The organism is Arthrobacter sp. KNU-44 (assembly GCF_051843155.1).
Lineage (GTDB): Bacteria > Actinomycetota > Actinomycetes > Actinomycetales > Micrococcaceae > Arthrobacter.
In genome coordinates, this window is the sequence record NZ_JBPXNG010000002.1 from 2,559,254 (window position 1) to 2,583,630 (window position 24,377).

22 protein-coding genes are annotated in these 24,377 nt (G+C 63.4%); 8 read left to right on the plus strand and 14 right to left on the minus strand.

Annotated features, from left to right (window positions below):
- Positions 1–56: 56 nt before the first annotated feature.
- Positions 57–416, minus strand: a complete 360-nt coding sequence (locus ACSVHC_RS12965; protein WP_437771644.1) for a hypothetical protein — start codon at positions 414–416, stop codon at positions 57–59.
- A 55-nt stretch (positions 417–471) separates the two neighbouring features.
- Between ACSVHC_RS12965 and ACSVHC_RS12970 the strand changes: the two genes are divergently transcribed.
- From ACSVHC_RS12970 to ACSVHC_RS12980, 3 genes are all read left to right on the plus strand, one after another.
- Positions 472–903, plus strand: a complete 432-nt coding sequence (locus ACSVHC_RS12970; protein ID WP_059389854.1) for an Lrp/AsnC family transcriptional regulator — start codon at positions 472–474, stop codon at positions 901–903.
- Positions 904–1,060: 157 nt separating this feature from the next.
- Positions 1,061–2,092 carry an ornithine cyclodeaminase gene (locus tag ACSVHC_RS12975; protein ID WP_437771643.1) on the plus strand — a complete coding sequence of 344 codons (1,032 nt, stop codon included), beginning with the start codon at positions 1,061–1,063 and terminating at the stop codon, positions 2,090–2,092.
- Between the two features lie 381 nt (positions 2,093–2,473).
- Positions 2,474–2,860: a hypothetical protein gene (locus tag ACSVHC_RS12980; RefSeq protein WP_437771642.1), complete on the plus strand. Its 387-nt coding sequence runs from the start codon at positions 2,474–2,476 to the stop codon at positions 2,858–2,860.
- Positions 2,861–2,884: 24 nt separating this feature from the next.
- On the opposite strand, the gene ACSVHC_RS12985 is transcribed toward ACSVHC_RS12980, so the two are convergent.
- Both ACSVHC_RS12985 and ACSVHC_RS12990 read right to left on the minus strand, forming a co-directional pair.
- Positions 2,885–3,454 carry a hypothetical protein gene (locus ACSVHC_RS12985; RefSeq protein ID WP_437771641.1) on the minus strand — a complete coding sequence of 190 codons (570 nt, stop codon included), beginning with the start codon at positions 3,452–3,454 and terminating at the stop codon, positions 2,885–2,887.
- A gap of 108 nt (positions 3,455–3,562) precedes the next feature.
- The gene (locus ACSVHC_RS12990; RefSeq protein WP_437771640.1) at positions 3,563–4,759 is read right to left on the minus strand and encodes an SLC13 family permease; all 1,197 of its coding nucleotides are present in this window, start codon (positions 4,757–4,759) and stop codon (positions 3,563–3,565) included.
- Positions 4,760–4,880: 121 nt separating this feature from the next.
- On the opposite strand from ACSVHC_RS12990, the gene ACSVHC_RS12995 reads away from it, so the two are divergent.
- Together ACSVHC_RS12995 and ACSVHC_RS13000 are read left to right on the plus strand one after the other, a co-directional pair.
- Positions 4,881–5,366, plus strand: a complete 486-nt coding sequence (locus tag ACSVHC_RS12995) for a DinB family protein (RefSeq protein WP_437771639.1) — start codon at positions 4,881–4,883, stop codon at positions 5,364–5,366.
- Positions 5,367–5,780: 414 nt separating this feature from the next.
- On the plus strand, positions 5,781–7,925 hold the full coding sequence (locus ACSVHC_RS13000; protein ID WP_437771638.1) for a polysaccharide deacetylase family protein: 2,145 nt from the start codon (positions 5,781–5,783) through the stop codon (positions 7,923–7,925).
- Positions 7,926–8,078: 153 nt separating this feature from the next.
- Here ACSVHC_RS13000 and ACSVHC_RS13005 read toward each other — a convergent pair whose 3' ends face one another.
- Positions 8,079–9,020 carry an aminodeoxychorismate lyase gene (locus ACSVHC_RS13005; protein WP_437771637.1) on the minus strand — a complete coding sequence of 314 codons (942 nt, stop codon included), beginning with the start codon at positions 9,018–9,020 and terminating at the stop codon, positions 8,079–8,081.
- 109 nt (positions 9,021–9,129) lie between these two features.
- Between ACSVHC_RS13005 and cls the strand changes: the two genes are divergently transcribed.
- Complete coding sequence (gene cls, locus ACSVHC_RS13010) at positions 9,130–10,602, plus strand: cardiolipin synthase (RefSeq protein WP_437771636.1); 1,473 nt, start codon at positions 9,130–9,132, stop codon at positions 10,600–10,602.
- Positions 10,603–10,606: 4 nt separating this feature from the next.
- Here the strand turns inward: cls and ACSVHC_RS13015 are convergent, their stop codons facing one another.
- Positions 10,607–11,056, minus strand: a complete 450-nt coding sequence (locus tag ACSVHC_RS13015; RefSeq protein WP_437771635.1) for a MarR family winged helix-turn-helix transcriptional regulator — start codon at positions 11,054–11,056, stop codon at positions 10,607–10,609.
- Positions 11,057–11,168: 112 nt separating this feature from the next.
- Between ACSVHC_RS13015 and ACSVHC_RS13020 the strand changes: the two genes are divergently transcribed.
- Entirely contained in the window at positions 11,169–12,266 is a 1,098-nt protein-coding gene (locus ACSVHC_RS13020; protein ID WP_437771634.1) for an FAD-dependent oxidoreductase, read from the plus strand.
- Positions 12,267–12,287: 21 nt separating this feature from the next.
- Here the strand turns inward: ACSVHC_RS13020 and ACSVHC_RS13025 are convergent, their stop codons facing one another.
- Both ACSVHC_RS13025 and ACSVHC_RS13030 read right to left on the minus strand, forming a co-directional pair.
- Positions 12,288–13,007 (minus strand): hypothetical protein, encoded by a 720-nt coding sequence (locus ACSVHC_RS13025; RefSeq protein WP_439180991.1) that lies wholly within the window; start codon positions 13,005–13,007, stop codon positions 12,288–12,290.
- Between the two features lie 184 nt (positions 13,008–13,191).
- Positions 13,192–13,656 carry a phage tail protein gene (locus ACSVHC_RS13030; RefSeq protein WP_439180992.1) on the minus strand — a complete coding sequence of 155 codons (465 nt, stop codon included), beginning with the start codon at positions 13,654–13,656 and terminating at the stop codon, positions 13,192–13,194.
- 136 nt (positions 13,657–13,792) lie between these two features.
- On the opposite strand from ACSVHC_RS13030, the gene ACSVHC_RS13035 reads away from it, so the two are divergent.
- Complete coding sequence (locus ACSVHC_RS13035) at positions 13,793–15,373, plus strand: NCS1 family nucleobase:cation symporter-1 (RefSeq protein WP_437771631.1); 1,581 nt, start codon at positions 13,793–13,795, stop codon at positions 15,371–15,373.
- A gap of 3 nt (positions 15,374–15,376) precedes the next feature.
- Here the strand turns inward: ACSVHC_RS13035 and pabB are convergent, their stop codons facing one another.
- The 7 genes from pabB to uriH all read right to left on the minus strand — a co-directional run bounded on the left by pabB (position 15,377) and on the right by uriH (position 24,271).
- A complete protein-coding gene (gene pabB, locus ACSVHC_RS13040; RefSeq protein WP_439180993.1) occupies positions 15,377–17,461 on the minus strand; it encodes an aminodeoxychorismate synthase component I in 2,085 nt (694 codons plus the stop codon).
- The gene (locus ACSVHC_RS13045; RefSeq protein WP_437771629.1) at positions 17,458–18,018 is read right to left on the minus strand and encodes a low molecular weight protein-tyrosine-phosphatase; all 561 of its coding nucleotides are present in this window, start codon (positions 18,016–18,018) and stop codon (positions 17,458–17,460) included. The genes pabB and ACSVHC_RS13045 overlap by 4 nt, the downstream gene beginning before the upstream one ends.
- A gap of 193 nt (positions 18,019–18,211) precedes the next feature.
- On the minus strand, positions 18,212–19,804 hold the full coding sequence (locus tag ACSVHC_RS13050) for an ABC transporter permease (protein ID WP_437771628.1): 1,593 nt from the start codon (positions 19,802–19,804) through the stop codon (positions 18,212–18,214).
- Entirely contained in the window at positions 19,801–20,763 is a 963-nt protein-coding gene (locus ACSVHC_RS13055; RefSeq protein WP_439180994.1) for an ABC transporter ATP-binding protein, read from the minus strand. Before ACSVHC_RS13055 ends, ACSVHC_RS13050 begins: the two co-directional genes overlap by 4 nt.
- Positions 20,764–20,867: 104 nt before the next feature.
- A complete protein-coding gene (locus ACSVHC_RS13060) occupies positions 20,868–21,812 on the minus strand; it encodes a ribokinase (protein ID WP_437771626.1) in 945 nt (314 codons plus the stop codon).
- Positions 21,809–23,236 carry a uridine transporter UriT gene (gene uriT / locus ACSVHC_RS13065; RefSeq protein WP_437771625.1) on the minus strand — a complete coding sequence of 476 codons (1,428 nt, stop codon included), beginning with the start codon at positions 23,234–23,236 and terminating at the stop codon, positions 21,809–21,811. Before uriT ends, ACSVHC_RS13060 begins: the two co-directional genes overlap by 4 nt.
- Positions 23,237–24,271, minus strand: a complete 1,035-nt coding sequence (gene uriH, locus ACSVHC_RS13070; RefSeq protein ID WP_437771624.1) for a uridine-preferring nucleoside hydrolase UriH — start codon at positions 24,269–24,271, stop codon at positions 23,237–23,239.
- Between the last annotated feature and the right edge of the window lie 106 nt (positions 24,272–24,377).

Below are 24,377 nucleotides of genomic sequence, written 5' to 3' on the forward strand. Positions count from 1 at the left end.
CATCCACGACGGCGGCCTGCATCACTGGCCGTCGTCATGTTCCGTAACCGGGGGTCTTAGGCGTCGGTTTCATTCGGCAGCGGTTCAAGGCTTGCCTGGATCCGGGGTGGAATGGCGTCAAACCGCGACGCTACTCCCGTAGGGGAGTGATGGAAAGTGGAACCTTGGTGCTTCCGGATTTCCAGCAACTCGTGCACGGATATCCCGGTGGCCGTGGCGAGCGCGTGCAGCGAGAGGCTGTTGTGATGAGCCAAGGCAAAAACCACACCCGACAGGGCTTCGAAACCTTCTGTCTCGTAGATTTCCTTCACCAAGTTGGACATGCCGTTTGCATCATCGATTGATCCCGCTGACGCACCAGTCGCCATGGCCGTCAGCGACCATGCAGCAGAGTCGGGGCTGATGTAGATGCTCATGTCGATACCCTACGGACTCAGGCCCGCTTGGGGAATGGGCGATACGTTTATCTTTATGGCAGCACTCACCGACCTTGACCGTCAGCTCCTCTCCGCCCTCCGGGAGGACGGCAGGGCGTCCGTGGCGAGCCTCGCGCGTAAGCTGGGCGTGGCCAGGGCCACTGTGAATAGCAGGCTCGAGCGTCTTGTCTCCTCGGGAACCATCGTCGGTTTCACTGCGAGGGTGCGCGACGAGGTCGATCCACTTGCCATTCGCGCCATTGCGCTCATTGCCGTGGAAGGAAGATCGGCTGACAAAGTCATTCGCCAACTCAGGGGACTGCCGGAGATTTGGGCACTGCACACCACAAATGGCGGTTGGGATCTCGTGGCCGAGCTGCGCACGGAAAGCCTCAGCGACTTTGACCAGGTGTTGGGCAGGATCCGCGGCATCGAGGGGATCGTCAATAGCGAGACGAGCCTGTTGCTCAGTTCCGTCCTCCGGTAGTCGTCAGCGAGACGACGACTCGTCTAAGCATTTTGCAAAGGATCAATCGCCATTTTGTACATTTTTTCAATGAAAAGTACGTACTTTGGCAATTGTGGATGCATATCACCGCTCCGTAGCCTCGTAGCAACAATGTTTATGAGGGAAAGGAGCGCACATGACGCGCTTTGTCGATGTCCGCAATATGGTTCGTTGGACGGCCGGGCGGGGCCCGGAAACCATCATCTCGGAGATGATTCAGTACCTGGAGGACGACTTTCGGAGGTGGGAATCTTTCGACAAGACTCCGCGGGTGGCAAGTCACACGCCATTTGGGGTCATCGAACTGATGCCCACCAGCGACCAGGAAACATACGGCTTCAAGTATGTAAATGGACACCCTTCGAATCCCGCGCGCGGCTTCCAGACCGTGACGGCTTTCGGTGTCCTGTCCGACGTCCATAACGGCTACCCGACGTTCCTTGCAGAGATGACAGTGCTGACGGCGCTTCGGACGGCGGCCACGTCCGGGATGGTCGCGAAGAAGCTCGCGCGCCCGGATGCCCGGATCATGGCGATGATCGGGACCGGAACCCAATCGGAGTTTCAGGCCCTTGCCTTCCGGGCGGCCCTGGGTATTAACAGTGTCAGGATCTGGGACACGGATCCGGCTGCGATGGAGAAATTCGTCCGGAACATGGCTCCCCTCGGCCTCGACATCACCATCGCAGACTCGGCAGCCCAAGCAGTGGAGGGTGCCGATGTCATCACCACCTGCACGGCGGACAAGGCGAATGCCACCATCCTGACGGCTGCCCAGGTCTCGCCCGGCGTTCACATCAACGCGATCGGAGGCGATTGCCCAGGGAAGACCGAGCTCGACGCCGCCATCCTGGGCCTCGGCGACGTTTTTGTGGAATACGATCCCCAGACGCGGATTGAAGGCGAGATCCAACAAATGTCCGCCGAATTTCCCGTCACGGAATTCTGGCAGGTCCTGTGCGGGAACGCGCCGGGCCGCACCGCCACGGACCAGATCACGATTTTCGATTCTGTGGGCTTCGCGATCGAGGACTTTTCGGCATTGCGGTATCTCCGCGCCGCCGTTGAGGGTTCGGAATTCTTCGATGAGATCGACCTCGTCGCGAACCCCGATGACCCCAAGGACCTCTTCGGCCTGGTGCGGGCGCTTTCTCCGATCGGCTCCTGAGAAGCCCAACTGACTCGCATTTGTTGTCGTTTAGGGGCCGCTAAACGACAACAAATGCGAGTTAGTTGGGGAAGTCTGGTGCGCCGGCCCCAGAACCGGCGCACCAGACATTTAACAAGCTTGACCGGCCGCAAACTAGTTAACTACTGAGGGCATGGCGGCACAATAGGGTCGCGATGCTAAATTACGCGGCCCGCTACACTCGGATTCATGGTGGGTCATGGGGGAACCAGAACCGTAGCGCTAACACTGGCAGGGCTGCTGCTCGCGGCCTATGTGTCCGGATGTGAATATACCGACGCCGGCGATCCTCGGCCGGCTGCCGGGCCCACTCGGAGTTCCCCTCCTCGGCCGCCATTGCCAACCAAGGACCAGGCAACGGTGTCGCTCGAAGCCAGCAACCTCGTGACCGCCAGGAAGCTTCTCGGGGCCGCCTCCGGCGCGGTGATCCTGGAGGATTCCGGCACGGTGGGCGGCGCCGTTAGCGGGGTTGGAAAGAGTGCAAGGGTCGAGGACGCGGGCCCGTATACTCTGACCGCAGCCTGTGTTGGCGCCTCGGATGTCCACCTTGTCATCGCCCAGGATCCACGGATCGGCCTTGCCCCCCAGGATCAGACGATCGATTGCGCTACTTCCTACTCGCGAGTTGTTCAGCTCCAGCCTGGGTCGGTCAATGTCCAGGTTCTGGTAATGCGGGTTTATTCAAGTGCTTCCGCCACCTCAACAGGCGGGGGCGTCGCTGCGGTGAGGCTCACGGCCGGCGGCTGAAATCCTCCGGCTCGCGGGCGACGGTTATGGAATGTCTTCCGGTTCCGCCGAGGGCCCAGGTGGCCGATGCGGCGCGGGCGGGCCGGGGTGCGGGGGGTGGGGTACATGTTTGTGCAGGTGCGGCGGATGCGGACCGCCGTGCGGCGGACGCGGAGGATGCCGGGGCGGGGGTGGCGGGCCCGGTTCCGGCTCGGTCTCCCCAGCCGCGGCCTCAGGCACCGTCCGTCCATCGTCGGCACTGGTTTCCTCCGCGGCACCTTCGTCGGGGGCCTCGGTCACGAGCCCGTAATAGTTGTAGAGTTCCTGTTCCTGCGTCTCCGTGATCGCGCCGCGGTCGCTCTCGATGCGCGGGCCGTTCTTCACTTTGTCCTTGGCGAAAGCCACCTTGATCACTGAATTCTCAAGGCTGGCTCCGGAAAGCGGCGCGAAAGACTCGGACATGCCGAACAGGCCGGTCCGCACGGTGACAAAGACAGGATCCCCGGAATCACCGCTGGTGAAAACCTGCTCCACTGAGCCGATTTTCTCCCCGGCGACGTCAACGACAATCCCTCCGTTGAGGACGATGTCGTCGATGTCCTGCAGGCTGAGCATGAGGCAGATCCTTGTCGTGTCGGGGTTCCGGCTGTACGGCCGAGCTGTTCTATATTCTGTCCTGATTCTTCCGGCCCGGCGATAGGCGCCGCCACGCGCCGAACGCACTCACTGTCCGGTGACTGCCAGCACCGCTACTGCGGCAAACACGGTCAGAGGAGCAACCATCAGTCCGAAGATCGCGTAACCCTTCCACGTAATCAGGACGTTCATCCGCATCAGCCGGTCGTGCCACAGCAAGGTTGCCAGGGAGGCCCACGGCGTGATGATCGGGCCAGCATTGACTCCGATCAGCAACGCCGCCATCCGCAATGGGGTCCCCGCCAGCGGTTCTGCGAGCAGGTACGCAGGCAAATTGTTGAGGACATTGGAGCCGGCGGCACCCGTCACGGCGAGCCGAACCAGATCCAGGAAGCCCTGGCCTTGTCCGGCCACCTGACTCAGCAACACGGAAACCCCCAGATGCCTGGCGGCCTCCATCACCAGAAAGAGGCCGGAAGCGAACAGCAACAAGGACCAAGGAATCAGGGTCACCTTGAGAACCCGCGGGCGCCGGAACGCGAACACCACGCCCAGCACTACAGCCCCGGCCAGGGCAGGGATCCATACCGGGACTCCGGACACCAATGCGGGCAGCAGCAGCGCCAGAACCACAGCGCTGCACCCGAGCAGGACCCGGTCCGCCGCAGGCCTGGATTCACCGCCGGCTGGCTGGTCAGACCTGATCCGCCCGACCGGGATCCGTGAATACCGGTTGCGCAGATCCCGCCGGAAGACGATGGCGATGAACAGCAGCGGTACGACGACGGCCGCAAGGGAGGGCGCCCACATCAGGCCAGCAAAGCCGCCAGGAGTAATACCGCCAAGACTGTGCTGCGCCAGAAGGTTCGTCAGGTTGGAAATGGGCAACAGCAGGCTTGCCGTGTTGGCCAGCCAGACCGTCGTCAGTGCGAAAGGCAGGGCCGGCAGCCCGGCTTGCCGCGTAACGCTGACCACCACCGGGGTCAGCAGCACAGCCGTTGTGTCCAGGGAAAGGAAGACAGTGCTCAGCGTCGCAAAGACCGCGAGTAGCAGCCACAAGAGAATGCTGTATCCGCGGCCCCAATAACGGAGCCGGCGGGCAGTCCAAAGGAACACCCCGGCCTCGCTGCACAGCTCAGTCACAACCGTCATCGCGACGACGAACAGCAGAATGGGAGCCACTCGATCCACGAGTGCCATGAGATCGGTGAAAGGCAGGGCGCCCGTGGCGATCGCCACGGCACCCGCCAAAAGCAGGACCGCTCCAATGATCGCCAGACGCATGAACGGAGTCTATTCCCCAGCATGCGATCCTCGGACCAACAACGGCAATCATCGCCACGCTAAGCTCGGATCACGTTGATACTGACTGAGTCCCTGCCTGACGGAAAACATAGGTGCAACCGTGACGCTTGCCGAGAACATCTTCAACCAGCCCTTTCGGGTCCAATTCGAGGCATTTATCGACGAGCACCGGCGGGCGCTCCATGACTGCTTGAACGGGTTGACGGAAGAACAGTCCCGGCGGTCGTTGGTGCCGTACCGGACCACCTTGCTTGGCCTCGTGAAACACGCGACCTTCGTGGAGAAGGTCTGGTTCGACGAAGCCATAACGTGCCGTTCCCGGGCCGAGATCGGTATCCCTGCGACGCCGGATGAGTCTTTTATCCTCGATGACGGCGACACGATCGCCACGATCCAGCAAGCACACCGCGAGGCATGCGAAGCATCGCGCCAGGCGACATCGTCCTTGGGGCTCGACGAAATGCTCAACGGCAACCGACGCGGTCCGCTCCCGCTGCGCTGGGTGTACCTCCACATGCTCCGCGAGCTTGCGCAACACTGCGGGCACGCAGACATCCTGCGCGAGCAGATCCTCAGCCGGGGATAAAGACGAGGTGCTCGTCGCCGGGTTCGGGCGCTCTCGAGTCCCGCTGAGAGCGATTACTTTCCGGTAGGTAGTAGGGGAGTGTCGATTCTCGATTCCCGTAAGCAGTCCAGTAGCCATTACTCGCGACCCGTTGAGCCTTGGTCCATATGATCCGAATTGGGGCTTTCGTTGTCCAAAACACAATCGTTCGGAATCCCGTGGGGATTGCGAAGCGTCAAGGCGTTTCACGCGGAGACGCATCGGATTTATTTACTGCGGCTGAGACTTCGCTGGACCGGGGATTCGGGGTAATCCGGCGCACGCCGAAGTCGCGCAATCAAGTTATGGGATGCAGACATGAAATTGACGAGTCGCCAGCCCCTCATGAGGGGCTCAACAGATCCAGCACCGCGGCTTCCCGCGAAAATCAGGCCAATGAGCCGGTGGTTCGCCGCGGGCAGCGTTGCGGCTGTCATGGCCAGCTTCCTGGTGGGCGTTGTCGTCGCGGCGCCTGCACAGGCGGCAACTCCTCCGGTCATCACCTTGACGTTTGACGACGCCAACGGAGACCAAGTGGCTGCTGCCCAGATTCTTAACGGAGCTGGTCTGAAAGGGACGTTCTTCACGCCTTCCGGTTACTTGGATGCGAACGGCTATATGACGAAGGCCCAAGCCTTGGCAATCCAGGCGGCCGGGAACGAGATCGGTGGCCACACTGTGACCCACCCGGACCTGGCCCAGATGGGACCGGACGAGGTCAAGCGCCAAATCTGCAATGACCGCGTGAATCTAACCAACATGGGTTTCCGGATTACAAGCTTCGCCTATCCGTTCGCTTCGCTGACACCCGCGGTAGAGCAGACGGTGAAAGATTGCGGTTTCAATAGTGCGCGCAGTTTGGGCGATCTCGAAAGCAAAGTGCCCGGCTCAGCAGGTCTCGGATTTGCCGAGACAATTCCGCCAGCGGACCCGTGGCTCACTAAGGCCCCCGATGAGGTGGACAACACCTGGACATTGCTGGACCTGCAGAACCTCGTCACGAAAGCACAGCCTGGCGGCGGATGGGTTCAGATCACGTTCCACCACATCGGCACGGGCATTGATCCGACCACCGGCATTGCTGACCCCTTGACGGTAACCACAGCCCTCTTCACCCAGTTTGTACAGTGGCTAGCGGGGCAACAGACGTCAGGGCTTGCGTCCGTCAAGACCGTTGACCAGGTGATCGGCGGGGCAGTGCAGCCGCTCGTCAACGGCCCGGCTGCGCCGCCGCCGCAGACTAGCGGTAACCTCGCCAAGAACCCGAGCCTGGAAACGGCAGGGCCTGCCGCGACAGGGCTACCACAGTGCTGGGCGGCTGGCGGATACGGAACCAACACGCGAACCTTCACCTCGGTCACTCCGGGCCATACCGGGAATGTCGCTGAGCAAATGGTCATAACCGGGTATGCCACCGGCGACGGCAAGCTTCTACCGACTCTTGATCTGGGCGAATGCGCCCCAAGTGCAATACCTGGCCACGTGTACACGATGTCTGCGTGGTTCAAGTCCACCGCTCCAACCCAGTTTGAGGTGTATTACCGCACGGGATTGGGCACGTGGAGCTATTGGGACGCCGGTCCCCAAGTCCTTGCCGCTGGTAACTGGACCCAGATTACGTGGACAACTAAGGCTGTGCCCGCTGGTGCGACGGCCATCAGTATGGGGCTGAACCTGAAAGCTAACGGGACTCTGGTGACGGACGATTACACGCTCACAGACACAGGCGCGGGGGCCGATGCCGCAATTGCGGCTGCGGCTGCTGGGCCTCCGAGTATCGGCACCGCCACCGGAGCAATGGTTTGTGGCCTGGCCGCAGGCGGCTGCTACCAGTACTTCCAGGGCGGCGTGGTGCACTGGTCAACCGCGACCGGGGCACACGTCACGAAGGGCGCCATCGACGCGGCTTGGGCTGCAACGAATTGGGAGAACGGTATTCTGGGCTATCCGACCAGCAATGAGATTGGCGGGCTTAAGAACGGGGGCGTCTACCAGACGTTCCAGGGCGGCGTGATCCACTGGTCTGCTGCAACGGGAGCCCATTTCACCAGGGGCGCCATTGATGCGGCGTGGGCGGCCCAGAATTGGGAGAACGGGTTCCTCGGCTATCCGACCAGCAATGAGATCGGCGGGCTTAAGAACGGCGGCGCCTACCAGACGTTCCAGGGCGGCGTGATCCACTGGTCTGCTGCAACGGGAGCCCATATCACCAGGGGCGCCATTGATGCGGCGTGGGCGGCCCAGAATTGGGAGAACGGGTTCCTCGGCTATCCGAGCAGCAATGAGACCAGCGGGCTGAAGAATGGCGGCGTTTACCAGAACTTCCAAGGTGGAGTCATCTACTGGTCCCCAGCCACCGGTGCCTTCCCCAACGGCGGAGCCATTCGCGTAGCCTACGCTTCCCAGGGTTGGGAGAACGGTCGCCTTGGTTACCCGACCACCACCGAGTACGCGGTTTCGGGCGGAAGAGCGCAGAACTTCCAAGGAGGACACATCACCTGGTCGGCGACTACAAACGCAACCACCATTACCTACAACTGAGATTGAACGCACGCGGACGCCGGCCCTGCCGGCGTCCGCACCCTTGAACCGGCAGGGGGCGTAGCGGCAGACTGCATCTCTGACGCACGCCCCCTGCCGCTGCCTGCTGCGGAGGACTAGCCTCCGCTCATCGTTTCTCAGGGGTCGAAAGCCCTACTCGATCCCCGCGAACAGCTCGTTGAGCTCGGCCGTCAGCTGTTTGCGCATTGCCGGGGTACCGATCTCCCTGCCGTCCACATGGTTGACCGGCGCAATGAGCCGGATGCTCGAGATCAGCCACACAGCATCGGCGTCGAACAGGTCTTCCGGGACCAGGGGCCCGTAGCCGAGCTCCCAGCCCGCGGCCTTCGCCTTGGTGAACAGCGCGTCCTGGGACGTGCCCGGGAGGATCCCGCTGTCCAGTTGCGGAGTGATGAGGCGCTTGACCGTGCGTACCGAGCCGGCGCCGTCGTCGACGGTTTCAACGTGGGCCAGCAACACCGTGGACGTCGGGCCCTCCAGAACACGGCCGTCTGTTGAGGTGAAGATGGCGTCGTCCGCGCCTTGCTTGTGCGCGTAGCGCAGCGCGGCCATGTTCACGGCGTAGGAGAGCGTCTTGGCGCCGAGCAGCAGCCAGGGGGCGCGGTCGCCCGCTTCAGTGTCGAAGCCACGGTCAAGAAGTACGACGTCGATGCCCGTCTCGCGCTGCCGGCGGCTGCCCGCGGGGGACGGCGAAGCCTGGATCCAGCATGTGGGAGTCGAGGCGCCTTCCACTCCGCGCGTCACCAGAAGCTTCACGACGACTTCGTCCTCGGCTGGGCTTGGCGCGGGGAAGGCGTCCCGGAATTCGGTGATCGCGGTGTCGATCGCGCGGCGCCAGACGTCCTGTTCGGGAATGTTGAGGTCCAGTGCGCGGGCTGAGCTCTCAAGCCTGTTCAGGTGCGCTTGCACCTTGCGAGCACGGCCCTCGACGGCGAGCAGCGACTCGAAGACGCCGTCACCCCGGGTGGCGCCCAGGTCGGTTGCCATGAGCTGCGGCTGGTTGGAATCGGCGACGCGGCCGTTTTCGAACTTTGGATCCAGGAAAACGAGGACCGTCGAGGCAGGTAAAGTCATGCTTCCAGCTTAGTGCTGGCCCACAGGACGAGCAGTCGGGAGCGTTGCGCCAGATAGGCTGGGCTGACTGTTGGTTCTTTGATTAGCTATTCGATCGTGGGGGTGTGGGGTGCTGTTTCCTTTTCAGTTCGGGACAGAGTGGACTTGGCTCCTCGGCGCGTGGGCCATCGTTGAGATCGTCTTGCGCGTCGTGCTGCTGGGCGTCATCCCCGGAAACCGCCGCCCCACGACGGCCATGGCGTGGCTCCTCGCCGTCTTCCTCGTTCCGTCCGTCGGTTTCGTCCTGTTCCTGTTGTTCGGCAATTTCCGCTTGTCCCGCCGTCGTCGGGAGCAGCAGGAGCAAGTCAACGATCGGGTGCGTGCAGGCACTTCGGCGCTCGCCGACGTCGTAAGCACATACTCGGGACCCGAATGGGTGACGTCGGCCGGTGAACTGAACCGGCGCCTGGGTTCCTTGCCGATGGTGGACGGTAACTCCGTGGAGCTGTTCCCCGGCTACGAGGAGTCGATCAAGGCCATGGCGGAAGCGGTCCGGGGGGCCAAGAAGTTCGTCAATGCGGAGTTCTACATCATGAGCAGTGACTCCGTCACGGACGAGCTCCTCACCGAGTTGGAAAACGCGGCAGCGCGCGGCGTCAGCGTCCGCCTTCTGTTCGATCACATCGGCACGCTGCGGATCCCCGGCTACCGGAGGCTGGTCCGTAGGCTCAGCAGCGGCCAGATCCAGTGGCGCCGCATGTTGCCGCTGCTGCCCATCCACGGACAGTGGCGCCGTCCGGATTTGCGGAACCACCGTAAAATCCTGGTGATCGACGGCGAAATTGCCTTCACGGGCTCGCAGAACCTGATCGAGCCCTCTTACAACAACCCCAAGCACCGGCGCGCCGGGCGTAAATGGGTGGAACTCATGGCGCGGATGGAGGGGCCGATCGTTGCTACCCTCAACGTCGTCTTCGCTACCGACTGGCTCAGCGAAACCGATGAATCCCTGGAAAACCAACTGCAGGTCGCGGTCCAGGCAACACCCGGCCGAATGACGGCCCAAGTGGTTCCCAGCGGCCCGGGGTTCGTCACGGAAAACAACCTGCGCCTGTTCAATACACTGATTTACTCGGCCCAGCACCGCATCTCAATTTGCAGCCCGTACTTCGTGCCCGACGATTCCCTGCTGTACGCCATTACGACGGCGGCCCAGCGTGGCGTCGACGTGGAACTTTTCGTCTCCGAGAAGGGCGACCAGTTCCTGGTCCACCATGCCCAGCGCTCCTACTACGAGGCGCTGCTGGAAGCCGGGGTGCGGATCTACCTGTACCGCGCGCCGTACGTCCTGCACGCCAAGCACTTCACCATCGACGAAGAAGTGGCCGTCCTAGGCTCCAGCAATATGGACATGCGCTCCTTCTCGCTCAACATGGAGGTGTCCGTGATGCTCCTGGGCGCCGAAGCTGTGGACAGCATGCGCTCCGTTGAATCGAGTTACCGGGAAATGTGCCGCGAGCTGACCCTGCAGGGCTGGTTGCACCGGCCGATGCTTGCCAAATATGTGGACAACGTGGCGCGGCTGACGGCGACCCTGCAGTAGGGACTCAGTCCTCGGCGCAGGCCTCGTCCGCGGGTTCGGCATGGACCCTCGACAGCAACCGATGGAGTTGCTGGAGCTCATCGGCGGAGAACCCCGCAAAGGCCTCCTGCTCGACGTCGGCCACCGCAACTTCAATCGACGCCACCGCGCGCTTGCCTTCCGCGGTGATTTCAACGATATGACGACGACGGTCGGCGGGATCGCGGCGTCGTTCCGCCAGCCCTTCGCGTTCGAGGTCGTTCAGGACCGCTACCAGTCCGCTCGCGTCGATGGAGAGAGCATCGATCAGGCCCTGCTGGCTGAGCGGCCCGGACTCCTCTAGCCGGCACAGCAACACGGCGTGCCTCGGGCTGAGCCCGGAGGAGTCGAGGGCTTGGCGGAGGCGCGTATTCATGATGCGCCCGTGGCGCGCCAAGAGGAACCCCAGTTGCTTTCCCGCTGCCGAAGAACTCATCAGCAAAATCTTATCACTGAGGAAATTATTGATCACCGGCAATCGTTGTCTTTCATAAACGATCTGAGCGGCACGAGCCGAGCAGCGTGAGCTTTCTACCTAAGGAGTTGCCATGAATGATCAGGCTCCGCACCCCACTGTGGTGGTTATCGGTGGAGGCTACGGTGGGATCTCCGTAGCAAAGGCCCTGGACGAACACGCGACGGTTACCTTGGTGGAGCCCAAGGACGCTTTCGTACACAACATCGCGGCCCTCCGATCGGTAGTCCAGCCCGATTTCCTGCCGCGGATGTTCCTTCCCTATGACCGCCTGCTGGTGCACGGCACGGTACTCCGGGACCGCGCGGTCCGGGTGGACGGGCACACGGTCGAGTTGGCCTCGGGTGCCAGCCTGGCACCGGACTACATGGTCCTCGCAAGCGGTTCCAGCTACCCGTTCCCGGCCAAGAGCGATCGAATGGTCACTTCCGACGCGATCGCCCGCTACCTGGCCGCACATGATGACCTCAAACGCGCCGACAGGGTGATGCTGCTGGGAGCCGGGGCTGTAGGCCTTGAATTTGCCGGCGAGATCGCGGCGGCATGGCCGGAGAAGGACATCGTGATGGTGGATGTGGCGCCGGACATCCTGCCGGGGCCGTACGATCCACGGCTGCGGATTGAGGTCAACCGGCAGCTGGATGAACTCGGCGTACGGCGGATCCTGGGGAATCCGTTGGTCCAGTTGCCGCCCGTTCCCGCGGGCGAATTCGCCACCTTTACCGTGAACACCGCGGACGGTACGGACATCCAGGCGGACATTTGGTTCCGCTGCTATGGAATAGCCCCGCAGACGGACTATGTGGCGGGAGACCTCCTGGCCGCACGGACTGCCGAGGGCTACCTGGACGTCACCCCCGAACTCCGCGTCGCGGGCTTCGAGAACGTCTACGCCTTGGGCGACATTTCGGCGATCGACGTGAACAAAGCCGGCGTCGCGGGACGCGAGGCCGTGGTGGTTGCCAAGAACATCCAAGCCCAGATTGAGGGCACGGCGGAACTGTCCGCTTACGCGCCGTCGAAGCCGGTCATCATCCTTCCCCTGGGGCCCTCCGGCGGTTCGGGCCAACTGCCCGACGGTGAGATCGCCAGCCCGGAGCTGATCTCCCAGATCAAGGGCCAACACATGATGATCGACCGCTATGTCGAAATGTTGAATCTCGGCGCATAAGTTGACCGCTTACGCCGACTGCTAGTCGAGGACGGCGTTGACGAGTTTGACGAGGTCCGCCGCGGAGTCGGCAGTGACAGCGGTGCCCATCTTAATCGCCGTGGCCCCGAGATTGCCTTTCACGCCGGTCACGGTCAGTGTGGTCATCTTCTGGCCGGAGGGCAGGACCTGGGTGCTCAACGCTCCCGTCGACTGATCGCCGGTGGTCTTTTGCGGCAACGGCTGGGTCTGGGTCGTGACCTTCTGCCCTCCTACCTCGATCGTGAAGGTCGAACACTGAGCCAGCGCATCAGTGGCCTTCTTTGTCTGACCGGTCAGCACGCTGGGGTCCTTCACCGCCAGGGCAGTGATCACTGTGACGGACTTATCCGCGGCCGAAATGCTCTGCCCAGCGGCATACGTCGCCCCCTCCGGGACCTGCGCGCTGTTGTTCGCCAGGGCTGCGCATGCCGGGGGAGTGATGACGGCGGACGCGAGCATCTGCTTCGCCGCGCTCATGCCCTGGTCTATCTGCGCAGCAGGCACCACGGTCAACGGCTTGCCCTGGTCATCTTTCAACTGCGCGACGATCGATGCGAGTTCCTCGTTTGTGTACGTCTTCGGCGTAGGAGTCGGTGTTGGAGTAGGCGTTGGCGTCGAGGACGAAGCGGCTGCGCTTCCCGGATTTGCGGGACCTCCGCAGGCGGTCAAAGCCAGTACGGCAGCAAAGAGAATCCCGAGCGGTGCGAGCATTTTTTTCATTTGTAAACCCCAATTTTTATGGCGGCACGACCTTCCCGGGGATAACCGGTACAGCCTTGCCTCAACCGCCCGGCCGGTCATTCCCCGCACCGATCCGGGCAGTAGTGAATAGGATGGTTGCCACGGTACATAATCAGTAGGCTTCCTAAGTAGAGTGTTGTCTACTTGGATGCCGTGAGCAGGGTCAGTACTCGCCTTTGATCACGAAGAAAGAGCCGCGAATGACGCCTGCCAGCTTCGACTTCTGGCGAGCGAATTTGAAGCGTGACGCCAGTTCTTCCGGGATCTCCATGCCGTCGGCGAGTTTGAATCCGACCGCTCGCTTCCCGCCGGCCTCGATGCTGTACATGACGTTGATCGACAACCCGGACTCGTAGAAGACGTACGCCATCCGCAAGCCGTCGACGTCGAAGGCAGTTGCTTCCAGGGGGCGGGAGCTGATGACGATGTCACGCTCCTCTTTCAGGATGCGCCTCACGCGCTCGACGACTTCGGGGACCTCGCGGGCCGGGCTCACCGTGAAGACGTGGTCGTATTTGTTCCGGTAGTAGCGGCCCTCGTTGGCGCGCAACCCGGCAAGCGCCTCGGCAACTGGAGACGATTCCAGGCCAACGGTAGAAACGTTCTCGAAGTCAACGATGTACGGCATGCATCCTCCTAGTAAGACATGGTTGGACCAATGCTAACGTGACGGCGTTCCAGCGATCCCAAGGGGCTTTCCATCCAGGAGCAATGGGGCGATTCTGTAAGTCCAAGCATGTTTGGAAGCGTTCTTTGGAGGCATCATGGCGCGGAAAAACGAGTCCCCGGCTGTGCAGGCACCGCCTGAGCCCGGAGACGAATACCCTGAGAAAGTCCGAATCCTCGCCGAGGGCCGATTGGTCAGCGACAGGCTGTGGAATGCGGACCTCGCACCGGCCCGGGAACGCAACTGGAGAGTCCGCAGCCTCTTCGCCCTGTGGATGTGCGACGTCCACAGCATCGCCGGTTACACTTTTGCGGCCGGTCTCTTCATCACCGGCCTGGTCGGCTGGCAAGTCTTCCTGGCCCTGGTCCTCGGCATTACCCTGGTTTATTTCCTCATGAACTTTGCCGGGACGGCAGGGCAGAAGACCGGCGTACCGTATCCGGTCCTGGCGCGGATGTCTTTCGGCCTCTTCGGTGCCAACCTGGCCGCCCTGATCCGGGCACTTATCGCCATCGCGTGGTACGGCATCCAGACCTGGCTTGCTTCTGAAGCCGTGCTCGTTCTGCTGTTTTCTGTGTGGCCCCAGCTGACTTCGCTCGACGGTCCGGACGTGCCGCGCATCCTTGGCTTGACGCCGCTCGGCTGGGCGGCGTTCCTGGTCCTTTGGGCGGTCCAGCTGCTGGTCATCCGGCGCGGCATGGAGACGGTCCGGAAGTTCCAGGACTGGGCCGGTCCTGCCATCTGGGTGGCAATGTTCGCGCTCGCGGTCTACATCCTGACGCAAGCGGGCAACAAGTTCAGCCTCTCGATCCCCGGCGTCGCGCCTTTGGACGGCCCGGCGGCCCTGGCCCAGTTCTTCTCCGCCATCGCCCTCACAGTCACCTACTTCGCCGCGCTGCTCCTGAACTTCTGCGATTTCTCCAGGTTCGCACCGGACCGCAAGACCATCCTGCGCGGCAACTTCTGGGGCCTGCCCGTGAACTTCATCGCGTTTGCCCTTGTCACAGTGGTGGTCACAGCCGGTGCGGCGTCCTACTTCACCGCAGACCAGTACCGTGGCCAGGACATGTTCAAGGTCATCACCGATCCGGTGGCGATCGTCCAGGCGATCAAGAATCCGTGGATCACCATCATCGCCGCCGTCACGTTTGTGGTGGCCACGATCGGCATCAACGTGGTGGCCAACTTCGTTTCGGCCTCCTACGACCTCGCCAACGTGGCCCCGCACCGGATCGACTTCCGCCGTGGCGGACTTATCAGCGCGGTGCTCGCGATCGTGATCCTGCCTTGGAACCTCTTCAGCAGTCCCGTGGTGATCGTGTACTTCCTGGGTGGTCTGGGCGCGCTGCTCGGTCCGCTGTTCGGGGTCATCTTCACGGATTTCTTCCGCATCCGGCACCAGCGGTGCAAGGTCTCGGACCTGTACCACGAGGACGAGAAAGGCCTCTACTTCTACACCAAGGGCTGGAACCTCAAGGCCATTGCGGCGCTGGTCCCGGCCGCCGTCGTCGCAGGCGTTTTGGCGCTGGTCCCGGCACTGCAGAACTTCCTCCCGGGAGGCTCGGGCCTGGGTCCGTATTCATGGTTCGTGGGGGCGATCCTGGCCAGCCTGATCTACTACACGATCACCCGCAACGATCCCCGGACAGTCCGCGCCCGCACTGAGGAGCACGACTGATTCTCAGGTAGTGGGAAACTCCGCGCCCAGGGCCGAGAGCACGCCGAACGCCTTGGTACGGATTTCGTCATATTCGTCCTGGGGCGTCGAATCCGCCGTAATGGCACCTCCGACGCCGAGGCTGAGCGTGCGTCCGCCGTCGCCGTCGCGACCCATCACCAGAGTCCGGATCACGACGGCGAGGTCCGTCGCCGCGTTGAGCGAAAAGTACCCGATCGCGCCGGAGTAGACCCCGCGCGGTCCGGACTCCAAACCGTCAAGGATGTCCATGGTGCTGATCTTCGGGGCGCCCGTCATGGACCCGGCAGGGAACGCGGCCGCCACGGCCTCCGCCCGGGGTGCTCCGGGGCGCAGCCGGGCGTCGATGGTGCTCACCATCTGGTGCACCGTGGCATAGCTTTCCACCTCGCACAACCGGCTGACGGTCACTGACCCGGGCACCGCGAAATGGCTGAGGTCGTTGCGGAGCAGGTCCACGATCATGATGTTCTCGGCACGGTCCTTGAGCGAGGATTCAAGGGCACGCCGCAGGGCCTCGTCAATGGCGGGATCGTTGGCCCGGCCCCTCGTGCCCTTGATCGGCTCGGCCCGCATGCCGCCGTCGGAAGTTATCCGAAGGAAGCGCTCCGGCGAAGTACTCGCGACCGTCATATCGCCGAACCGCAAATAGCTCGCGAACGGCGCCGGGTTGCGTTTGCGCAGCGCGAGGTAGATCTCCCACGGGTCCATCCCGGGATCCGGAGCCGTCACTGTGGTGGTCAGGCAGACCTCGTACGTGTTGCCCTCGGCGATCTGGTGCTGGGCTTCAGTGATTTTGCTTTTGTAGTCGTCCTCGGTGTCGCGGCTGGAGAACTCGAGTGCCACTGTACGGCTCCCGGCGGCGGGATCCCCGGCCGAGTGCCTCGGCGCGCCCGCCGCTTGGGGTGCCGAGGCCGCGGACAGCACGGCCTCGCGCGCAATCCCAAGCCATTCGCCGGCGTCGGGAGCATCGATGGCGAGCAGCCAGACGGCACCGTCACGGTGGTCGATCACGACGGCCCGGCCCGCGAAAAGCAACGCCGCATCCGGAGTGCCGGCTTGGACATCGCTGCCACCGGTCTCCCGCTTCAATTCATAGCCGAGATAGCCCAACCAGCCGAGCGTGAATTCGCAGTCGTAGCCTTCCGGCGCCCTCAAGGCCTTGCGGCCCCACACGGTGTCCAGCCAGCGGAAGAAAGGACCGGTGGTCTCCACGGTGGCGCATCCGGCGCTGAGGTGGGTGGTTCCGGAGCTGTGCGTTACGGCTTGGCCGAAGGAGCCGCCGTTGTCCGCGAGGATACTGAAGCGGCTGCGTTCGGCGGCGTTGAAGGAAACGGCGTCGCCGGCTGTGTCCCTGTTGGAGGACGTGTTGGAGGAATCGAGCCAGACGGCGTTGGCGGACTCGGCGTAGAGAGCGTGGAACAGGGCAACGGCGTCCGGCGCGGCATCGATCCGTTCGGCCTTGAGCTGCAATCCGCGGCGCGCCGAGAGCTCGGGAGCCAGCACAGGGGAGAGCGTAGGGAGGTAGTTCAGCGCCTGCAGGGCGTCATCAGGGGCCTCGCCGTCCGCCCGGTTCAGCACCCGGACGTCGATGTGGTCGAGGACGTCGTCGGACTCGAGCCACTCGTCCTCCTGCGCCGCCCAGCTGTCCCAGAACGGTTCGTAGCTGCTGCCGTCCCGGGCCATTGCACGGTGCCGGCGGTCGTCGTCGGGAGCGTCTACCCAGACCACGGCGTCCAGCATGGGCCGGGCCGCACTCGCGGCGGCACCGACGCCCTCGACGATGACGATTTCGGCAGGCAGCGTCACATGGCTGCGGCCGTCGTAGTGTTTGTCCCAATCCCAACTGACCCACTCGGCGGCGTCGCCGTGCCGCAGCGGTGCCAGGACGGTGGTGACGTACCGCTCGACGCCCGCGGCAAGGCCGTTCCAGCCCGGATAGATGTCCTCAAGATGGAACAACGACACCTTGTGATGCATGCGTAGGCGGGCGGCGAGTTCGACGGCGAGAGTAGTCTTTCCCGCGCCGGACCGGCCATCGATGGCAATGATCACAGGTGCTGGGGTCATGAAATAGAGCGTACCTGCTGCGGGTCGTGCTGCTGTGCGTGCTGCCTCGCGGCAAGGGCTTCCCGCGTGTGCGCGACGATGCCAGGGACGGCCGCGCGAATGAGGTCCCAGGTCACGTCGAAGTCGTGGTGGCCCCCATACCAAGGATCCTCGACGCCAAGGTCCAGGGTGCTCCGGCCAACAACGGCTGGGTCGAAACTACGAAGCATCCGGATCTTGGCGAGTGTTTCCGAATCCGGGGCGGCCTCGTGCAGCCAGCCATAGTGATCCACGTCGAGGGCCAAAATCAGGTCCCGTTCCCGGAACCACTCCGGGCGCCAGATCCTGGCAATGTGACCCTCGGAGCGGATGCGGTGTGCCGACAAGACCCGGGCTGCGCGTGGATCGATGGGGTGCCCGGCTTCGTAGGACGTGGTTCCCGCGGAGTCCACAACAACCGCTCCACCCAGCCCTCCGGCGTCGAACGCTTCAGTCAACATCAGTTGCGCCATGGGTGAGCGGCAGATGTTTCCCGTGCATACGGTGATGATGCGGTATGGGCTCGACGCTGAGTACATGGAGCAAGCATGGGGGATGCCACCCTGTCTTGGCTAGTCAAAAAGGAAAGGAGATTACAGGATTTGTAAAGTCGCTGGGGGAGGCGTAAAAGGGCCTCGACTTCCTGCCGCTTTTGACCGCCGGTGACGCCGCCGACGCAGGGATTCCGGGGTGCGGATCCGGAAAACTGGTGGGAGGTTGAGGTGGGCTCGCCTAGGTGCACACCAGATCCCGACGGCGGTAACCAACCAGGCCGGCGGAAGCCAGGACGGCGGCAATCGCCAAGGTCCACCAGGTTGACCCCCAGTCCGTTCCGGGGGAGAAAACGTGTGGCACCACGTGGAAGGGGCTCGTGTCCATCAGCCACTCCGGGAACTTCAATATCGGCCCGAAGAACGTGATTAGCAGCCAATAGACCAGGAGCAGCCAGGCCAGCGATCGCAATTGCGGGGCAATCCCGATGAGGGCAAGGGCCGCTCCTACGGCGAGCCATATGGCGGGAAGCTCGGCAGTGCCCTGCAGCACCACCTTGCCTGCGTCGAGCGGAGAACCGGAGACGTTCGACGCGGTGGCCAAAGCAAGGGAGCAGACCACCATCCCCGCCGCGGGAGCAAGGATGGAAAGCGCCGCCGTCGGCATGACGTGGCGCAACCGTGACAGCGGTGCCGACAATACCCACTCGGCCCTGCGCTCCTCTTCTTCCGCATAGAAACGAAGGGCGAGCTGTAGGCCCATCGTCGCACCGATGATCCCCAGTATCAGCAGGAGGACTTCGACGAATCCGTAGGTCAGTTGCTCCTCGGTGGTGATGCGGAAGGCGATCAATTGCCTGACGAAGGGGTTGCCGGCAAAGGCGCTGCTGAGGGTGCCCGTAACCAGGCCGAACACAGTGCCTAGAATCAACAGGTTCACCCCCCACGTCCACAACGGCAGGCGGTTCAGCCGCGAGGTCAGGCCCCAGATTCCTGTGCGTCCCCGAGCCGGACCGGGCCTGGTGGGGATCAGCCCGAGACCAAAATCCCGCCGCGAAGACAACCACGCGGCAAGAACCGCCAGTATGCCGCCGGCGCTTACCAAGAGCAGCAACGGCCCGGCATTGTTTTCCGACGCCGGGCGGATGTGTTCAGCCCAGCCCAGCGGACTGGCCCAGAGAAGCCAGTTGGAATCTTGGAGCGTGTCACCTAGTCCACGCACAAGGTAGCTGACGCCGAGCACCGTACCTGCAAGGGTGTTGGCCGTACGCGCCACGGAGCCCAACTGCGCGGTCACCGCTCCGACGCCTGCGAAGGCCACGCCGGCGCCTCCCATGACGCCCCCCAGCGCGTAGGCCGACGTGGTGGGCGCTCCGGCCATCGCCAACGCCGCCCCCACCAACACGGTCAGTGCGGCAGAAGCCAGCCAGGCGAACAGGACGGCCGATGTCAGCCTTGCGTGCCTGCCAACGACTCCGGAGTCCAGAAGCTCGGCTTGTCCGGAGTCTTCGGCTGCCCGGGTGTGACGGGTCACGGAGAGAATCGCCATGAGGGCGGCGAAAAACATGCCGAACATCTGGATGCGCCACGTGGTGAAGCCGATCGCGTTGCTGAGATCCGTGGCGGGGCCCAGGAGCAAGGAGAATGCCGGATTGGTGGAGAGGCTCGATTGGAGGGCCAAGGCGTCCAAGCGCGAAGGGAAGAGGGATCCGTACACCGCGTAGACAACTACCGGGATGATCCCGAAGGCCAGAAACCAGGGCAGCAACTTCCAACGGTCCAAGCGGATCGCGTGCCGCAGTAGGGGCAGCGTCCCCGTGAACGCGTGGTTCATGGCGTGCGCCTGCGGCCCCGCCTGAGCGAGAAAGAGGGGTTCAGCCGTTGCTCGTCGTCGTCCCGGGGAGGATCATGTTGTTCGCCATAGTGCTGGAGGAACAGGTCCTCAAGGCTTGGCGGCGTGACAGTCAGCGCGGACATGCCGTGGCGGGCAAGAACGCTCATCGCGTCCCCAAGGGTTTCTGCGTCCACGCTGAAATGCACGCGCTTCCCCTCGATCCTCAGATCCGTGACTCCAGGCAGCGCGGTCAGCGTCCCGGCGCCGTCATCGAGCGTCGCCGAGACGTTGGTGCGGGTCCGGCTGCGCATCTCCTCAAGGCTGTTCGTTTCCACGACCTTGCCTTTGCGGATGATGCTGATGCGGTCGGCCAAGGCTTCCACCTCGGCGAGGATATGGCTGGAGAGCAACACCGTACGTCCCAAGGTCCGTTCCCGTTGGATTTCCTCCCGGAAGGTAGCTTCCATGAGTGGATCCAATCCGGCGGTCGGCTCATCCAGGATCAACAGTTCGGCGTTGGAGGACAAGGCCGCCACAATGGCCACTTTTTGCCGGTTGCCCTTCGAATAGGTGTGCCCACGCTTGGAAGGATCCAACTCAAGGGCCTCCAAGAGATCTTCGCGGCGCTTTTCATCCAAACCGCCCCGCAGTCTGCCGAGAAGATCGATCGCTTCGCCTCCGGTCAGGCTGGGCCAGATGCTGACATCCCCCGGGACATAGGCGATGCGCTTGTGCAATGGGACGACATCTCGCCAGGGGTCGGCACCAAGAACCTTCACAGCGCCTGAGTCGGCCCTGAGGAGCCCAAGGAGTATGCGGAGCGTCGTCGATTTGCCTGCGCCGTTCGGCCCCAGAAAGCCAAGGACCTCGCCTTCGCGGACCTCGAGATCCAGTCCGTCCAAGGCCGTGAACCGCCCGAAGGATTTCACGAGCCCCGAAATGCTGACGGCGGCAGTCATGGAGTGAGCTTACTCCCGCGTTGTCAGGGCGGACAGGTGCAGCGGAGGTCGTCCGCCGCACCTGCCGGTGATCTCCCAAGGGCGCCTTGCGGGCTGGGTCTGAGTCAGGAAATCCGCAAGTGCTCCAGGACTTCCTCAGCGCCGGGGTAGGCGGCCTGGGTGCCCTTCTTGGTGGTGGCGAGCGCTGCGGCCACCGATGCGAACGCCGCGGCTTCGGCCAGGGTTACGCCTACTGCGAGGCGGGCAGCGACGGCACCGGTGAAAGCGTCACCCGCACCGGTCGTATCCACGGCATTGACCTTCGTGGGCGCGATCCGGGAGATCTGTTCCCCGGATGCGGCGAGCGAATCCAACACCACCGAGCCGTGCGAGCCGAGGGTAACCAATACCCGTTGCAATCCGCGCTCGGCGAACTGGCTTCGGACCGACTCCCAGGCGCTTGCATGCGCCCCCGGGTGCGGCATTTCGGCGTCGCCCAGGAACATGGACGCTTCATGGGCGTTCACCAGCAGTACATCGCTCAAGGCGGCCAGGCTTTGCGGGATCTCGGCGTACGGCGAGAGGTTCAACAGAACGGTTGCGCCGGCGTCGTGCGCTGTTTTGGCGGCAGCCTCCACAGTCTCAAGGCTGACCTCCAGGCAGAGGCAGAGCACCGCGGCGTCGTCGAAGGCGTCCGCCGACACATCCGCCGGGGCGAGCGTTCCGTTGGCGCCTGCCGAAATGATGATGTTGTTCTCACCGTTCGCGTCTACCGCGATGACCGCGACGCCGGTGGCGACATCCGCGGAACGGCGGACGCGCGAAACGTCCACGCCGGCCCCTTGCGTGGAGGCAAGGAGCATGTCACCGTTGGGGTCGTTTCCGACCGCGCCGATCAGGCTCACCGTGCCGCCCAGCTTGCTCGCCGCGACGGCCTGGTTGGCGCTCTTGCCGCCGGGATTGACCGCGAAGCCGTTGCCGTGGACGGTTTCACCCGGGAGCGGGAGCCGCTCGCAATAGATGGTCAGGTCCGCATTCAAGGACCCGACGACGACGATCCTTCGGTTCACTTTTCAACCTCGGCTTCGAGGGGCTTGGGGATGAGCAGCGATGCCGCGAAGGCGGCAACTGTGATGGCCAGGCCGACGACGACGACAGTCAAGTACGAGGCCTTGGCGTCACCAAGCGCCGAGGTCGCCACAAGGACCGCCGGCAACACCAGGAAGCTCAGGCCGGCGCCGAGGTTGAAGGCTCCGGCGTTCATGCCGGGCAGGAAGCCGGGGTTGCCGGCGGGGGAGAGGACAACTCCGAGTCCGTTGAGCATGATGTTGACGGTACCGGCATACATGATGCCGAGCAACGCCGTTCCCACGATCATGAGGGGCAGGCTGCTGAGTCCGAAGAACGCGATGACGGCGAGGGCCGCGATGCTTCCCAGCATGCCGATGCGCAGGACTTTGGTGTAGCCGAGCACCGGGGCGAGCCGGCCGCTGATGGGTCCGAATACCCAGCCGAGCAGGGCGTAAGGCGTGAGGATCATGAGGGACATCTCGGTGGGGCCAACCCCGAATCCCGGTGCCGCGGCCTGGACGTAGGCCGGGACGATGCCGTTGATGACTGCGAAGATGCCGGTCATGGCGAGGGTGGTGGTCAGCAGCGGCGCCCAGGTGGAACGCTGGCGCAGGTGGACGGTTTCCACCATCGGTTCCTTGGACCGCTTCTCGACTGTCCAGAACGCGGCGAACGCGGCAGCAGCGACCACAATCAGCCCGATGGCCAGCATCAGCGTTCCGGAAGAGAAGGCGCCGACCAGCTTGGACCCCTCATTGAGGGCTGTCAGGAGTGCGCCCACCGCGATGACTATGAAGAACACGCCGAGCCAATCCATGGTTGTGCCTGCGGCGGGCTTGCTCTCGCCAGCAAGGATGGCGACCAGGGTCGTGGCCACGATTGCGAGACCGACCATAAGCCAGAAGATGCTGCGGAATCCGAAGTGTTCGGCGAAGTAACCGCCTACAAAGGAGTCGACGCCCGCAACGCCGCCGTTGACTGCCGTGATGAGGCCCATCAAGGCTCCGTACTTGCGCGGGTTGTTGACCGCGGAGCGCAGCATGATGAGGCACAGCGGCACGGTGGGGCCACTGACGCCCTGGACGATGCGGCCCACGAAGAGCCATGTAACGTCGGGCGCCATGGCTGCGATGACCGAGCCGACGGCCATCAGCAGCATCATGCCGAGGAGGATCTTCTTGCGGCCGACGATGTCGCTCAGGCGCGGCAGGAAGAGCGAGAACAAAGCTGCTGCCGTGAAGAACCAGGTCTGGGAGAGGCCGATGACCGCCTGGTCCGTGTGGAGCTCGTTTCCCATGGTGACCAGTGCCGGGCTGAGCATGGACGCGTTGAGCTGGAAGGCTACGCAGGCTGCCAGCAGGGCGACCATGAGGGCCGCGACGTTGCCGCGGCTTGTCTTGGTTTCGTTGATGAGGGTGGTCATTTACTTGGCCTCTCCTGCGATGCCGCTGGCGACGACGGCGTCGCCGCTAATGGTGGCGGGAGCCCCGGCGTCGGGCTCCCCGATGCGGATGATCGCGTCGGTTACGAGGTTCCAGAACTTCTCGTGGTCAAGGTCGACGGCGACGGAGGTGTGGCAGTCGGCCGGCGCTGGGGCGCGGAAATCTGCCACGGTCATGCCAAGGGTGAGCTTGCCCTGCAGTTCGATGTCAACGGGGACTTTGCGGGTAGTCATCACGGTGGGGTCGATGACGTAGGCCACGGCGCAGGGATCGTGCACCGGGGGATAGTCGAAGCCCTGTGCATCCTTGTAGGTCTTGGTGAAGAACTCCATCAGTTCCATGACGAACTTGGCCGGCTTGGTGCCCACGGCGGCGATCTTCCCGACGACGTCGGGAGTGGCCAGCGCCTGGTGCGTGAGGTCCAAACCGACCATCACCACGGGCCACTTTTCGTTAAAGACGATGTGCGCGGCCTCGGGGTCAATGATGATGTTGAATTCCGCCACGGCGCTCCAATTGCCAACGTGGTAGCCGCCGCCCATGAGGACAACTTCCTTGACGCGTTCAACGATGCGCGGCTCCTTGCGGGCGGCCATGGCGATGTTTGTGAGTCCCGCCGTCGGGACGAGGGTAACGGTGCCCGGCTCGTGCGCCATGATCGTTTCGATGATGAGGTCGACGGCGTGGCGCGGGTCCAGTTCGATAGCGGATTTGGGCTGTTCGGGCCCGTCCATGCCGGTTTCGCCGTGGATGTCCGGCGCGGTTTCTATGGAGCGGACGAGTGGGCGGTCGCAGCCGGCGGCAAAGGGAACACCTGTGATGCCGGCGATGGTGCCCACGGAGAGGGCGTTTCGGGTGACCTTTTCCAGGGTTTGGTTCCCCACCACCGTGGTAACGGCGAGCAGTTCGATGTCCGGGTTGCCGTGGGCCAGCAGCAGGGCCACTGCGTCATCGTGCCCGGGATCACAGTCCAGGATGATCTTCTTGCGTTCAGGGGTCATGGTGTTGGGATCCATGTTCATCTCCACGTCATTGGGGCCTGCCGAGGCAGGGCGCTAAAGCATTCAGGGGAATTCTGGCACTGGCCTGCGCCTCACGTCAAACGCTTAACGCTAATTGCGT

Bases quoted from the DNA above. Each gene is read 5' to 3' on its own strand.
- ACSVHC_RS12965 (WP_437771644.1), bottom strand. From the start codon at position 416: ATGAGCATCTACATCAGCCCCGACTCTGCTGCATGGTCGCTGACGGCC.
- ACSVHC_RS12970 (WP_059389854.1), top strand. From the start codon at position 472: ATGGCAGCACTCACCGACCTTGACCGTCAGCTCCTCTCCGCCCTCCGG.
- ACSVHC_RS12975 (WP_437771643.1), top strand. From the start codon at position 1,061: ATGACGCGCTTTGTCGATGTCCGCAATATGGTTCGTTGGACGGCCGGG.
- ACSVHC_RS12985 (WP_437771641.1), bottom strand. From the start codon at position 3,454: ATGCTCAGCCTGCAGGACATCGACGACATCGTCCTCAACGGAGGGATT.
- ACSVHC_RS12990 (WP_437771640.1), bottom strand. From the start codon at position 4,759: ATGCGTCTGGCGATCATTGGAGCGGTCCTGCTTTTGGCGGGTGCCGTG.
- ACSVHC_RS13000 (WP_437771638.1), top strand. From the start codon at position 5,781: ATGAGCCGGTGGTTCGCCGCGGGCAGCGTTGCGGCTGTCATGGCCAGC.
- ACSVHC_RS13005 (WP_437771637.1), bottom strand. From the start codon at position 9,020: ATGACTTTACCTGCCTCGACGGTCCTCGTTTTCCTGGATCCAAAGTTC.
- ACSVHC_RS13015 (WP_437771635.1), bottom strand. From the start codon at position 11,056: ATGAGTTCTTCGGCAGCGGGAAAGCAACTGGGGTTCCTCTTGGCGCGC.
- ACSVHC_RS13020 (WP_437771634.1), top strand. From the start codon at position 11,169: ATGAATGATCAGGCTCCGCACCCCACTGTGGTGGTTATCGGTGGAGGC.
- ACSVHC_RS13025 (WP_439180991.1), bottom strand. From the start codon at position 13,007: ATGAAAAAAATGCTCGCACCGCTCGGGATTCTCTTTGCTGCCGTACTG.
- ACSVHC_RS13030 (WP_439180992.1), bottom strand. From the start codon at position 13,656: ATGCCGTACATCGTTGACTTCGAGAACGTTTCTACCGTTGGCCTGGAA.
- ACSVHC_RS13035 (WP_437771631.1), top strand. From the start codon at position 13,793: ATGGCGCGGAAAAACGAGTCCCCGGCTGTGCAGGCACCGCCTGAGCCC.
- pabB (WP_439180993.1), bottom strand. From the start codon at position 17,461: ATGACCCCAGCACCTGTGATCATTGCCATCGATGGCCGGTCCGGCGCG.
- ACSVHC_RS13045 (WP_437771629.1), bottom strand. From the start codon at position 18,018: ATGTACTCAGCGTCGAGCCCATACCGCATCATCACCGTATGCACGGGA.
- ACSVHC_RS13050 (WP_437771628.1), bottom strand. From the start codon at position 19,804: ATGAACCACGCGTTCACGGGGACGCTGCCCCTACTGCGGCACGCGATC.
- ACSVHC_RS13055 (WP_439180994.1), bottom strand. From the start codon at position 20,763: ATGACTGCCGCCGTCAGCATTTCGGGGCTCGTGAAATCCTTCGGGCGG.
- uriT (WP_437771625.1), bottom strand. From the start codon at position 23,236: ATGACCACCCTCATCAACGAAACCAAGACAAGCCGCGGCAACGTCGCG.
- uriH (WP_437771624.1), bottom strand. From the start codon at position 24,271: ATGGATCCCAACACCATGACCCCTGAACGCAAGAAGATCATCCTGGAC.